We start from the raw sequence: 12,791 nt of genomic DNA on the forward strand, positions 1-12,791 counted from the left end.
TTTCCTCTGAACAGCCGACTCCATGGACAACTCCGATATTGCGATCACCCTGGTCCTGATCTCCGCCTTTATGCACGCCACCTGGAACGCCGTTGTCCGGGCCGGCAGCAGCCGCTTCATGACCCTGGCTCTGGTCGATGGCACGGCATTGCTGATCTGTCTCGCGGCGTTGCCACTGGTCAATGTGCCGAGCTTGCAGGTCTGGGGTTATGTGTTGCTCTCGGTGGTGCTTAATACGATCTATCGCCTGTTTCTGATCAAGGCCTATGAAACGGGCGACTTCGGCCAGGTCTATCCGGTAATGCGTGGCGTACCGCCGGTACTGGTCGCGCTGTTTTCCTACTTTCTGCTGCACGAACACCTGTCTTTCCAGGCGCTGGCAGGTGTGTTGTTGATTTGCCTGGGGATCATCAGCCTGACGTTTGTGCGCAGGATGACGACGCTGATGCTCCGGCCGATCCTGATGGCGGTGGGCGCGGGAGTGTTTATTGCGTCTTACACGGTGGTGGACGCCAAGGGTGTAAGAGCCAGTGAGACGGTGCTGCAATACATCATTTACCTGACGGTGTTCCAGAGTATTCCAATCCCGTTGCTGGCGTTTCTCAAGGCGCGTACGCAGTTTGTCCAGGCGATTGCCCGGCAGTGGCGGGTGGGCATGCTGGGCGGGGTTTTTTACCTGGCGTCCTACGGCCTGGTGTTGTTCGCGCTGTCCTTGGACGCGGTGGCCAAGGTCTCAGCACTGCGGGAAACCAGTGTTATCATCGGCGCCATTATTGCTGCACTGTTCTTTCGTGAGCGGTTCGGCTGGCGGCGGATGCTTTCGGCGCTGGTGATTGTTTGCGGGATCATCCTGATCAAAGTGAGCACCTGATGGCCCAGCGCCCGCCACCGACCCCCATGCTTCAAGCCTTTGTCAGCGCCGCGCAATGTGGCAGCTTTGCGCGTGCGGCGTCTGAACTCAACCTCACAGCCAGTGCCATCAGCCATCAGATTGCGGGCCTGGAAGCGTGGTGGGACGTGCAACTGTTCGAGCGCCACTCGCGGGGCGTCAAGTTGACTGAAGCGGGGCAGGCCTTGCTGCCGGTGGCCGCTGGATTTTTCCGCGAACTTGATGAGGTGCTGCATTCCCTGCGCCCGGACACACCTCAACCGCTCTACCTTTCGTGTACCTCGTCCCTCTGCTCGACATGGCTGATCCCCAGGCTGCACGGCTCGCATACCGAGGCTTCGTTCAACCTGGACCTGGTGTTGACCAGTACGGATAACCTGGGCGCCCATCAATACGACGTAGCCGTGGTGATGGGGTACGGCGACTATCCGGAGCATCACGTCGAACTGCTGATGCGTGATGCGGTATTCCCCGTCTGCTCCCCAGAGTTTGTGCGGGGCAATGGCGATATTTCGCTGGAGGATATCGCCCGGCACCCGCTAATCCACCGGGTCGACGATCAAGTGTGCCCGGGCTGGGAAAGCTGGTTTGCGTTCCAGGCGCTGGCGGCTCCACCGTATCACCGTGGCCCGCGATTTCCGGATTCCAGCCAGGCCATCAGCCTGGCGGCAAAAGGCAGTGGGATTGCCCTGGGCAGGACGGCGCTGGTGTATGACGCGCTGAAAGAGGGGAGCCTGCTGGCTTTGAACGGTCCGGTGATGATGTCACCGGCGGCGTACTACATCATTTGTCGAAATGGGCGACAGTCTGAGCCGGATATCGCCCGGCTATTTGCTTGGCTCAAGGCGACTGCCGATGAGTTTGTGGGAGAAGTCCGCGAGCAGTGTCCGCAAATCTGTAGCTGAAGAGGTGCATGTAGGAGCTGGCAAGCCAGCTCCTAAAGTGGGATGTACTGTTAGGACAGTAGGTCTCTAAGAACCTGCGTGAAGGCCCGGCTGCTTTCTTCCTCGCCAGCATGCCGCCCATCGCGCACCACCCACTGGCCATTGACCAGCACATCACGCACTTGCCGATCACCCCCGGCGAACAGCCAGCGGTTGAGAATCCCGTCTTCACTGGCCGTCGCCAGGTACGGATCGTTGCCGTCCAGCACCAGCCAGTCGGCGCGCTTGCCCACTTCCAGGCGGCCAATCGGCTGGCCCAGGGCCTGGGCGCCGCCGTCGAGGGCGGCGTCGAACAACGTACGCCCGACCATCGGTTGATCGCTGCGATACAGCCGGTTACGCCGCTGGTCGCGCAGGCGCTGGCCGTATTCCAGCCAGCGCAGTTCCTCGACCACGCTCAATGACACATGGCTGTCTGAGCCAATCCCCATGCGCCCGCCCTGGGCCAGGAAGTCCACCGCCGGGAAAATCCCGTCGCCCAGGTTGGCTTCAGTGGTCAGGCACAACCCGGCAATCGCTCGGCTCTGGGCCATCAGCGTCACTTCTTCAGGGTTGGCGTGGGTGGCATGTACCAGGCACCAACGCTGGTCGACTTCGACATTGTCATACAGCCATTGCAGCGGGCGCTTGCCGCTCCAGGCCAGGCAGTCATCGACTTCCTTTTGCTGTTCGGCGATGTGGATATGCACCGGGCAGGCCTGGTCGCTGGCGGCCAGGACTGCGCTGATCTGTTGTGGCGTTACCGCGCGCAATGAGTGGAAACACACGCCCAGCTGCTGCGCCGGTTGCGCGGCCACTATCGGTTGCAAACGCGCTTGCAGGTCCAGGTAGTTTTCGGTGCTGTTGATAAACCGCCGCTGGCCTTCGTTCGGCGCCTGGCCGCCAAAGCCCGAGTGGCTGTACAGCACCGGCAGCAACGTCAGGCCGATCCCGCTGCTGGCCGCCGCCAGGCTGATCTGGCGTGACAGTTCGGTGGGGTCGGCGTACGGCTGGCCGCTGACATCGTGGTGTACATAGTGGAACTCGGCGACCGAGGTGTAGCCGGCCTTGAGCATTTCGATATACAGCTGGCGGGCGATGATTTGCAGTTGCTCGGGGCTGATCTGGCCGACCATGCGGTACATCAGGTCGCGCCAGGTCCAGAAGCTGTCATTGGGGTTGCCGGCGACTTCCGCCAGCCCTGCCATAGCCCGCTGGAATGCATGGGAATGCAGGTTCGGCATGCCCGGCAACAACGGGCCTCTGAGCCGTTCGGCGCCGTCTGCGCTGGCATTGGCCGTTACGTTGGTCAGCAGGCCGTCGGCGCTGACTTCAAGACGTACATCAGTGGCCCATCCATTAGGCAGCAGCGCGCGTTCGGCAAAGAAAGCGGACATGATCAAGGCACCCCGGTCGTGTGTTTATTTGTATATACATATACAGACGTTTGCCTGCTCGGTAAACTCCGGCAATCTATGCATCTTTTCCCCCTGCAAGGATTCCCCGTGCCGACTCCGCCCGCCAAGTCCCCGCTGGCTGCCCACATGGACGAAAGTCCGGCGCCCTTGTATGCCCGCGTCAAGCAGATGATCAGCCAGCAGATCCTCAACGGCAACTGGCCGCCGCACTATCGCGTGCCGTCGGAAAGCGAGTTGGTCAACCAACTGGGCTTCAGCCGTATGACCATCAACCGGGCGCTGCGGGAGCTGACCGCCGAAGGTCTGCTGGTGCGCATGCAAGGCGTCGGCACTTTCGTCGCCGAGCCCAAGAGCCAGTCGGCGCTGTTCGAGGTGCATAACATCGCCGATGAGATCGCCTCCCGCGGCCACCGCCACACTTGCAAAGTCATTACCCTGGGCGAAGAGGCCGCTGGCTCCGAACGTGCCGTGGCCCTGGAGATGCGTGAAGGCGGGCGGGTGTTCCACTCGTTGATCGTGCACTACGAAAACGATATCCCGGTGCAAATCGAAGACCGCTTCGTCAACGCCCTGGTCGCCCCCGAATACCTGCAACAGGATTTCACCCAGCAAACCCCCTATGCCTATCTCAACCAGGTGGCACCGCTGACCGAGGGTGAGCATGTGGTGGAAGCGATCCTGGCCGACGCGCAGGAGTGCAAGCTGCTGCAGATCGAGGCCGGCGAGCCATGCCTGTTGATTCGTCGGCGCACTTGGTCCGGCCGCCAGCCGGTGACCGCTGCGCGACTGATCCACCCCGGCTCCCGTCATAGCCTCGAAGGACGTTTCAGCAAATGAATGCAGTAAAGGTCTGGCGTGCTGCCGATTACGTGCGTATGCCGTGGAAGAACGGTGGCGGTAGCACCGAAGAAATCACCCGTGACGCTGGCCATGGTCTCGACGGCTTTGGCTGGCGCCTGTCGATTGCCGATATTGGCGAGTCGGGCGGCTTTTCCACGTTTGCCGGGTATCAGCGGGTCATCACCGTGATCCAGGGCGCGGGCATGGTGTTGACGGTGGACGGTGAGGAGCAGCGCGGGTTGTTACCGCTGCAACCGTTTGCCTTCAGCGGTGAAAGCCAGGTGGCGTGCCGCCTGATCACCGGGCCGATCCGCGATTTCAACCTGATCTATTCGCCCCAGCGTTACCACGCGCGTTTGCAGTGGGTGGATGGTGTGCAGCAGTTTTTCAGCACCGCGCACACCGTGCTGGTGTTCAGTGTGGCGGATGAGGTGAAGGTGCTGGGCGAAGTGCTGGGGCATCATGATTGTTTGCAGGTGGACGGTAACACCGGGCTGCTGGACATTGCAGTAACTGGCCGCTGCTGCATCATCGAACTGACCGCACGCGCTTAAAAATGTGGGAGCGGGCTTGCTCGCGAATGCGCTGTATCAGTCACCGCAAGCGTTAGCTGACACACCGCATTCGCGAGCAAGCCCGCTCCCACATTTGGATCTTCATAGGCTACAAAATCTGTTTCCAGTCCCGCACCAAGTTGTTACCGAATGCCCCAGCATGGCGCAATGCCCTGCTTCAGTAGCAATCCCCCGGCACTTCAAAACCCCTCTGTAAGAAATTTCATCAAGCCCAGAAGCCTTGTTTTCCGAGGCTTACACGCACCGCACAAGAAAATCTTAGGCACATGGCGCAGAAGTTGGCCGCTTGATTGCATATGCTTGTATGTACAAGTAAAGGTGTGTGCATAAGAGTCGCTGGACATCCTCTTCGCACCATCGTGTTCGCGCATCGATTGCTGAGGATTTTTTTGTGACTGACTTTTCCCAGAACAAGCCTACCAAGTACCGCGACGTTGAAATCCGCGCCGCCCGTGGCAACACGCTTACCGCCAAAAGCTGGCTGACTGAAGCACCGCTGCGCATGCTGATGAACAACCTCGACCCGCAAGTGGCCGAGAACCCCAAAGAGCTGGTGGTATACGGTGGCATCGGCCGCGCGGCGCGTAACTGGGAGTGCTACGACCAGATCGTCGAAAGCCTCACCCACCTGAACGACGACGAAACCCTGCTGGTGCAATCCGGCAAGCCGGTGGGCGTGTTCAAGACCCACAGCAACGCGCCCCGCGTACTGATCGCCAACTCCAACCTGGTGCCGCACTGGGCCAGTTGGGAGCACTTCAACGAACTGGATGCCAAGGGCCTGGCCATGTACGGCCAGATGACCGCCGGCAGCTGGATCTACATCGGCAGCCAGGGCATCGTCCAGGGCACCTACGAGACCTTCGTTGAGGCTGGTCGCCAGCATTACGACAGCAACCTCAAAGGCCGTTGGGTGCTCACCGCCGGCCTCGGCGGCATGGGCGGTGCCCAGCCTCTGGCCGCGACCCTGGCCGGCGCGTGCTCGCTGAACATTGAATGCCAGCAGGTCAGCATCGACTTCCGCTTGAACAGCCGCTATGTCGACGAACAAGCCACCGACCTCGACGACGCCCTGGCGCGCATCGCCAAGTACACCAAGGAAGGCAAGGCCATCTCCATCGCCCTGCTGGGCAACGCTGCCGAAATTCTCCCGGAACTGGTCAAGCGCGGCGTGCGCCCGGACATGGTCACCGACCAGACCAGCGCCCACGACCCGCTCAATGGCTACCTGCCAGCCGGCTGGACCTGGGACGAGTACCGCGCCCGCGCCAAGACCGAGCCCGCCGCCGTGATCAAGGCGGCCAAGCAGTCGATGGCCGTGCACGTCAAAGCGATGCTCGAGTTCCAGAAACAAGGCATTCCGACCTTCGACTACGGCAACAACATCCGTCAGATGGCACAAGAAGAGGGCGTAGAAAATGCCTTCGACTTCCCGGGTTTTGTGCCGGCCTACATCCGTCCGTTGTTCTGCCGTGGCATCGGTCCGTTCCGTTGGGCGGCACTGTCGGGCGACCCGCAAGATATCTACAAGACCGACGCCAAGGTCAAAGAGCTGATCCCCGACGACGCCCACCTGCACAACTGGCTGGACATGGCCCGCGAGCGCATCAGCTTCCAGGGCCTGCCGGCGCGCATCTGCTGGGTCGGCCTGGGCCAACGCGCCAAGCTTGGCCTGGCATTCAACGAGATGGTGCGCAGCGGCGAGCTGTCGGCGCCGGTGGTGATCGGCCGTGACCATCTGGACTCCGGTTCGGTGGCCAGCCCCAACCGCGAAACCGAATCCATGCAGGACGGTTCCGATGCCGTGTCCGACTGGCCTCTGCTCAATGCCCTGCTCAATACCGCCAGCGGTGCGACCTGGGTTTCGCTGCACCACGGTGGCGGCGTAGGCATGGGCTTCTCCCAGCATTCGGGGATGGTGATTGTCTGCGACGGTACCGACGAAGCCGCCGAGCGGATTGCCCGCGTGCTGCACAACGACCCGGCCACTGGGGTAATGCGCCACGCCGATGCGGGCTATCAGATCGCTATCGACTGCGCCAAGGAGCAGGGCCTCAACCTCCCGATGATCAAGTAACTAATGTGGGAGCGGGCTTGCTCGCGAATGCGGTGTATCAGTCACCGCAAGCGTTAGCTGACCCCCTGATTTCGCGAGCAAGTCGAACCGTCGCACCGCCGCTCCCACATTTGATCTGCAGTGAACCAGAAAACAATCCATTAGAGGTTGAACCCCCATGGCTGCAAAAGACGCACGTGCAAGCTCCACCCCGTTGATCGAAAGGCGTTCGATCGACTACATCCCGGAAGCGGAAAGACACGGTCGTCTATTTAGCCAGTTCACCCTCTGGATGGGGGCCAACCTGCAGATCACCGCGATTGTCACCGGGGCCCTGGCCGTGGTGTTGGGCGGTGATGTGTTCTGGTCGTTGATCGGTCTGTTGATCGGCCAATTGCTGGGCGGCGCGGTGATGGCATTGCATGCGGCGCAAGGACCACGGCTTGGCCTGCCGCAGATGATCTCCAGCCGGGTGCAGTTCGGGGTATATGGCGCGGCCATTCCGATGGTGCTGGTGTGCTTGATGTACCTGGGGTTCACCGCCACCGGCACTGTGCTTTCCGGCCAGGCACTGGGCCAGTTGTTCGGGGTCAGTGACAGCCTCGGCATCCTTATCTTTGCCAGTGTCATCGTGCTGGTCACGGTGCTCGGTTATCGGGTAATCCATTTCATCGGCCGTGTCGCCAGCGTCATTGGGGTGATTGCCTTTGTCTACCTGTTCAGCCGCCTGATGAGCCAGACCGATGTTGGCGCACTCCTGCAAATCCGCCACTTCAGTTGGTCCAGCTTCCTGCTCGCGGTGTCGCTTGCGGCCTCCTGGCAGATCGCCTTCGGGCCCTATGTGGCTGACTACTCACGCTACCTGCCGAGCAACACGTCTTCGGTGAAAACCTTTCTGGCCGCAGGCGCAGGCTCGGTCATTGGTGCGCAGGTGGCGATGATCCTCGGCGTGTTTGCCGCCGCCATGTCCAACGGGCAATTTGCCGGTAACGAAGTGGCCTACATCGTGGGCCTGGGCGGCACCGGTGCTACGGCGGCGCTGCTGTACTTCAGCATCGCGTTCGGCAAGGTCACCATCTCCACGCTCAATTCCTACGGCAGCTTCATGTGTATTGCGACCATCGTCAGCGGTTTTCGTGGGCGCATGGAGGTGACGCGTGTGCAGCGCCTGGTTTTCGTGCTGTTGATCGTCGGCGCGGCGACCCTGATCGCGTTGCTCGGCCAGCACTCGTTCCTCAGTGCGTTCAAGTCCTTCATCCTGTTTTTGCTGGCGTTTTTTACGCCCTGGAGCGCGATCAACCTGGTGGACTACTACTGCATCACCCGCGATCGCTATGACGTGCCGGCGCTGGCCGATCCGAACGGTCGCTATGGCCGCTGGAACCCGCTGGGTATCAGCGTGTATGTGTTCGGTGTGCTGGTGCAGTTGCCGTTCATCGCCACCAAGTTTTACACCGGTCCCCTGGTGGCCAGCCTGGGGGGTGTGGATATTTCCTGGATCATCGGCCTGGTACTGCCTGCCGCCCTGTATTACGTGTGTGCAAAAAAATGGCACGGCGAGATTCCGCAGCGACTGATCCTGCCGGTAGAGCAGGGCGCTACACCAACAACAACCGGGCAGCTTGCACAAGCCTGATGGGACGTGGACGAGGCAGGATGCCTTTTGACTGCCGTAATCCATTTCATGATTGGGAGCGTCACACAATGAAAATGCATAAGACCCTGCTGACCCCATTGCTCGCCGCAGGCTTGCTGGCCAGCGCTGGTGCCACCCAGGCGGCCGGCTGGTGCGAGTCAGGCAAACCGGTGAAGTTCGCCGGCCTGAATTGGGAAAGCGGCATGCTGCTGACCGACGTCCTGCAAGTGGTCCTGGAAAAAGGCTACGACTGCAAAACCGATAGCCTGCCGGGCAATTCCATCACCATGGAAAACGCCCTGGGCAGCAACGATATTCAGATCTTCGCCGAGGAGTGGGTCGGCCGCAGCGAAGTGTGGAAGAAAGCCGAGAAGGCCGGCAAAGTCGTCGGCGTCGGCGCCCCCGTGGTCGGCGCGGTTGAAGGTTGGTACGTGCCGCGTTATGTGATCGAAGGCGACGCCAAGCGCAAGCTTGAGGCCAAGGCGCCGGACCTGAAAAACATTGCCGACCTGGCCAAGTACTCTGCGGTATTCAAGGACCAGGAAGAGCCCGCCAAAGGCCGCTTCTACAACTGCCCGGCCGGCTGGACCTGCGAGCTGGACAACAGCGAAATGCTCAAGAGCTATGGCCTGGAAAGTTCCTACACCAACTTCCGCCCAGGCACCGGCCCGGCGCTGGATGCGGCAGTGCTGTCGAGCTACAAGCGTGGCGAGCCGGTCCTGTTCTACTACTGGTCGCCAACGCCGCTGATGGGCCAGGTCGACCTGGTCAAACTCGACGAAAAACCCGGCGTGGACAAAAGCGTGACCATCAAGGTCGGCCTGTCCAAGACCTTCCACGAACAGGCCCCGGAACTGGTGGCGGTGCTGGAAAAGGTCAACCTGCCGATCGACCTGCTCAACCAGAACCTGGCGCGCATGAGCAAAGAGCGCATTGACTCAGCGAAGCTGGCGAAGATTTTCCTCAAGGAACACCCGGAAGTCTGGCACGCCTGGGTCAGTGAAGACGCAGCCAAGAAAATCGACGCGGCCTTGTAGGCACAGTGCTCCCGGCTACCCTGAAAAGGCAGCCGGACACCCGGCCACACTCCACTGGATCGAGAGCACGCTATGTTTCCTGAGAGTTTTACGTTTTCCATCGCCGACTGGGTCAACGGTTGGGTCGATGGGTTGGTGACCAACTACGGTGATGTGTTCCGGCAGATCTCCGACACCTTGCTGTGGGCCATCGTCAACCTGGAAGGCCTGCTGCGCATGGCGCCCTGGTGGCTGATGCTGGCGATTGTCGGCGGCGTTGCCTGGCACGCTACCCGCAAGGTAGTGACCACGTCGGTGATCGTCGGCCTGCTGTTCCTGGTCGGCGCGGTCGGCCTGTGGGACAAACTGATGCAGACCCTGGCCCTGATGATGGTAGCCACGGTGATTTCGGTGCTGATCGGCATTCCCCTGGGCATTCTCTCGGCGCGCAGCAATCGCCTGCGCTCGGTGCTGATGCCGCTGCTGGACATCATGCAAACCATGCCCAGCTTCGTGTACCTGATCCCGGTATTGATGCTGTTTGGCCTGGGCAAGGTGCCGGCGATTTTTGCCACGGTGATCTACGCCGCGCCGCCGCTGATACGCCTGACCGACCTGGGCATTCGCCAGGTGGACCGCGAAGTGATGGAAGCCATCAATGCCTTCGGCGCCAACCGCTGGCAGCAGCTGTTCGGCGTGCAACTGCCGCTGGCCCTGCCGAGCATCATGGCCGGGATCAACCAGACCACCATGATGGCCCTGTCGATGGTGGTGATCGCCTCGATGATCGGCGCCCGTGGCCTGGGGGAAGATGTACTGGTCGGCATCCAGACCCTCAACGTCGGGCGTGGCCTGGAGGCCGGCCTGGCGATTGTGATTCTCGCAGTGGTCATCGACCGCATTACCCAGGCCTATGGTCGTCCACGGCATGAGGCGAGCAAATGACTACTGTCAGCAAGATCGAAGTTAAAAACGTCTTCAAGATTTTCGGCGCGCGGGAAAAAGAAGCCCTGGCACTTATTGGCCAAGGCCAGACCAAGGACCAGGTGCTGGCGCAGACCGGTTGCGTGGTGGGCGTCAATGACCTGTCCCTGAGCATCGGCACCGGCGAGATCTTTGTGATCATGGGCCTGTCGGGTTCTGGCAAGTCCACGCTGGTGCGCCACTTCAACCGCCTGATCGACCCCACCAGCGGCGCGATCCTGGTGGACGGTGAAGACATTCTGCAACTGGATATGGACGCCTTGCGCCAGTTCCGCCGGCACAAGATCAGCATGGTGTTCCAGAGCTTCGGCCTGTTGCCCCACAAGAGCGTGCTGGACAACGTGGCCTACGGCCTGAAAGTGCGCGGCGAAAGCAAGCCAGTGTGCACCGAGCGCGCGTTGCACTGGATCCAGACCGTGGGCTTGAAGGGCTACGAAAACAAATACCCGCACCAACTGTCGGGCGGCATGCGCCAACGGGTGGGCCTGGCCCGTGCGTTGGCGGCCGACACCGACATCATCCTGATGGACGAGGCGTTCAGCGCCCTCGACCCGCTGATCCGTGCCGAGATGCAGGACCAGTTGCTGGAGCTGCAAAAGACCCTGCACAAGACCATCGTGTTTATCACCCACGACCTGGACGAGGCCGTGCGTATCGGCAACCGCATTGCGATCCTCAAGGACGGCAAGCTGATCCAGGTCGGTACGCCGCGGGAGATTTTGCATTCGCCGGCGGATGAGTATGTGGACCGGTTTGTTCAGCGGCGGGCGGCGGTGGTCTGAGCCAGCAAGTGCAGTGAGGCTGCTGGCCCCATCGCAGGCAAGCCAGCTCCCACAGGGGAGCGCATTCCAAATGTGGGAGCGGGCTTGCCCGCGATGAGGCCGGCAAGGCTGCAAAAGAATTGAAGAAGGTATGAAGATGTCCCAGGCAAAAAAAATCATCATCGCCGACACCCCCCTGCACTGGCAGGACGTAGTCGCCGTCGCTCGTTTCGGCGCCGAACTGCAGCTGTCGGGCCAGGCCTGGGCGCGCATCGATAATGCCCAGGCCATCGTGCAACGCATCGTCACCAGCGGCGAGCGCGCCTATGGCGTCAACACCGGCCTGGGCGCCCTGTGCAATGTATCGCTCAAGGGCGAGCAACTGAGCCAGTTGTCGCGCAACACCTTACTTAGCCACGCCTGCGGTGTCGGTGCGCCGCTGAGCAATGAACAGACCCGCGCCATCATCTGCGCCGCCGTCATCAACTACAGCCAGGGCAAGTCCGGCCTGCATCCGCAGGTGGTGCACTCGCTGCTGGCGCTGCTCAACCATGGCATCACCCCGCAAGTGCCGTCCCAGGGTTCGGTGGGCTACCTGACCCATATGGCCCATATCGGCATTGCCTTGCTGGGTGTAGGAAATGTTAGTTATCGCGGGCAGATCGTTACCGCCCAGGCCGCCTTGGCCGCCGAAGGCCTGCAGCCCGTGGTGCTTGGCGCCAAGGACGGCCTGAGCCTGGTCAACGGTACGCCGTGCATGAGCGGCCTGAGCTGCCTGGCCCTGGCCGATGCCCACCATTTGCTGCAATGGGCCGATGTGATCGGTGCCATGAGCTTTGAAGCACAGCGCGGGCAGATCGACGCATTCGACGAGCAGGTCATCGCCCTCAAACCGCATCCGGGCATGCAGCAGGTCGCCAGCAACCTGCGGGCCTTGCTCGATGGCAGTGAGGTGATTGCCGCGAGCAAGGGCATTCGCACCCAGGACGCGCTCAGCATCCGTTCGATCCCCCAGGTCCATGGTGCCGCCCGCGATCAACTGGAGCACGCCACCCGGCAGATCGAGACCGAACTCAACGGCGCCACCGACAACCCGTTGTTGCTGGGCACGCCGGACAACTACCGGGTGGTGTCCCAAGCCAACCCCCATGGCCAGTCCGTGGCATTGGCGGCGGATATGCTGGCCATCGCCATGGCGGAAATCGGCGCCATCGCCGAGCGCCGCCTGGACCGCCTGATCAACCCCCACGTCAGCGGCCTGCCGGCATTCCTGGTGAGCAACCCCGGGGTTAACTCGGGGATGATGATCGTGCAGTACGTCGCCGCTTCCCTCTGTGGGCAGAATCGCCAACTGGCGCAGCCGGCGGTGCTCGACAATTTCGTCACCTCGGGCCTGCAGGAAGACCACCTGAGCATGGGCACCAATGCCGCGCTCAAACTGCACGCGGTGCTGGACAACGTCACCCAGATCCTCGCCATCGAATACCTGCTGGCGGCCCAGGCCTTTGAGTTCCTCAAGGAGCAACGCTTCGGCGCCGGCACCCACACCGCCTGGCGCCTGCTGCGCGAGCAGGTCCCGGCCTATGAACAGGACCGCTGGCTGGCGCCGGATATCGCGACCGCCGCCACGCTGCTCAAGAACACCGATTTGCTGAACCACGCTTTACCGAATGTGCACTGAACCCTATTTCAA

At 61.5% G+C, this 12,791-nt stretch carries 11 protein-coding genes; 10 read left to right on the top strand and 1 reads right to left on the bottom strand.

Going from position 1 to position 12,791, the window contains the following annotated elements:
• Positions 1-22 precede the first annotated feature (22 nt).
• Together C5F71_RS14640 and C5F71_RS14645 are read left to right on the top strand one after the other, a co-directional pair.
• Positions 23-871, top strand: coding sequence for an EamA family transporter (locus tag C5F71_RS14640; protein ID WP_104911392.1), 849 nt, complete (start codon positions 23-25; stop codon positions 869-871).
• A complete protein-coding gene (locus C5F71_RS14645; RefSeq protein WP_104911393.1) occupies positions 871-1,794 on the top strand; it encodes a LysR substrate-binding domain-containing protein in 924 nt (307 codons plus the stop codon). The genes C5F71_RS14640 and C5F71_RS14645 overlap by 1 nt, the downstream gene beginning before the upstream one ends.
• A 50-nt stretch (positions 1,795-1,844) precedes the next feature.
• Here the strand turns inward: C5F71_RS14645 and C5F71_RS14650 are convergent, their stop codons facing one another.
• A complete protein-coding gene (locus C5F71_RS14650) occupies positions 1,845-3,209 on the bottom strand; it encodes a formimidoylglutamate deiminase (protein ID WP_104911394.1) in 1,365 nt (454 codons plus the stop codon).
• A gap of 78 nt (positions 3,210-3,287) precedes the next feature.
• Here C5F71_RS14650 and hutC point away from each other — a divergent pair, with 78 nt between their 5' ends.
• The 8 genes from hutC (at position 3,288) to hutH (ending at position 12,779) form a co-directional block, all read left to right on the top strand.
• A complete protein-coding gene (gene hutC / locus C5F71_RS14655; RefSeq protein ID WP_169851409.1) occupies positions 3,288-4,067 on the top strand; it encodes a histidine utilization repressor in 780 nt (259 codons plus the stop codon).
• Positions 4,064-4,624 carry a HutD family protein gene (locus tag C5F71_RS14660; RefSeq protein ID WP_104911395.1) on the top strand — a complete coding sequence of 187 codons (561 nt, stop codon included), beginning with the start codon at positions 4,064-4,066 and terminating at the stop codon, positions 4,622-4,624. Before hutC ends, C5F71_RS14660 begins: the two co-directional genes overlap by 4 nt.
• A gap of 412 nt (positions 4,625-5,036) precedes the next feature.
• A complete protein-coding gene (hutU, locus tag C5F71_RS14665; RefSeq protein ID WP_070995911.1) occupies positions 5,037-6,722 on the top strand; it encodes a urocanate hydratase in 1,686 nt (561 codons plus the stop codon).
• 157 nt (positions 6,723-6,879) lie between these two features.
• Positions 6,880-8,337, top strand: coding sequence for a cytosine permease (locus tag C5F71_RS14670; RefSeq protein ID WP_104911396.1), 1,458 nt, complete (start codon positions 6,880-6,882; stop codon positions 8,335-8,337).
• Between the two features lie 68 nt (positions 8,338-8,405).
• Complete coding sequence (locus tag C5F71_RS14675; RefSeq protein ID WP_104911397.1) at positions 8,406-9,374, top strand: ABC transporter substrate-binding protein; 969 nt, start codon at positions 8,406-8,408, stop codon at positions 9,372-9,374.
• A gap of 72 nt (positions 9,375-9,446) precedes the next feature.
• Positions 9,447-10,298: a proline/glycine betaine ABC transporter permease gene (locus tag C5F71_RS14680; protein ID WP_104911398.1), complete on the top strand. Its 852-nt coding sequence runs from the start codon at positions 9,447-9,449 to the stop codon at positions 10,296-10,298.
• Entirely contained in the window at positions 10,295-11,119 is an 825-nt protein-coding gene (locus C5F71_RS14685) for a glycine betaine/L-proline ABC transporter ATP-binding protein (protein ID WP_050492906.1), read from the top strand. Before C5F71_RS14680 ends, C5F71_RS14685 begins: the two co-directional genes overlap by 4 nt.
• 136 nt (positions 11,120-11,255) lie before the next feature.
• Positions 11,256-12,779, top strand: a complete 1,524-nt coding sequence (hutH, locus tag C5F71_RS14690) for a histidine ammonia-lyase (RefSeq protein ID WP_092237275.1) — start codon at positions 11,256-11,258, stop codon at positions 12,777-12,779.
• Positions 12,780-12,791: the final 12 nt, after the last annotated feature.

Origin of the sequence: Pseudomonas sp. LG1D9 (genome assembly GCF_002949995.1) — a bacterium.
Lineage (GTDB): Bacteria > Pseudomonadota > Gammaproteobacteria > Pseudomonadales > Pseudomonadaceae > Aquipseudomonas > Aquipseudomonas proteolytica.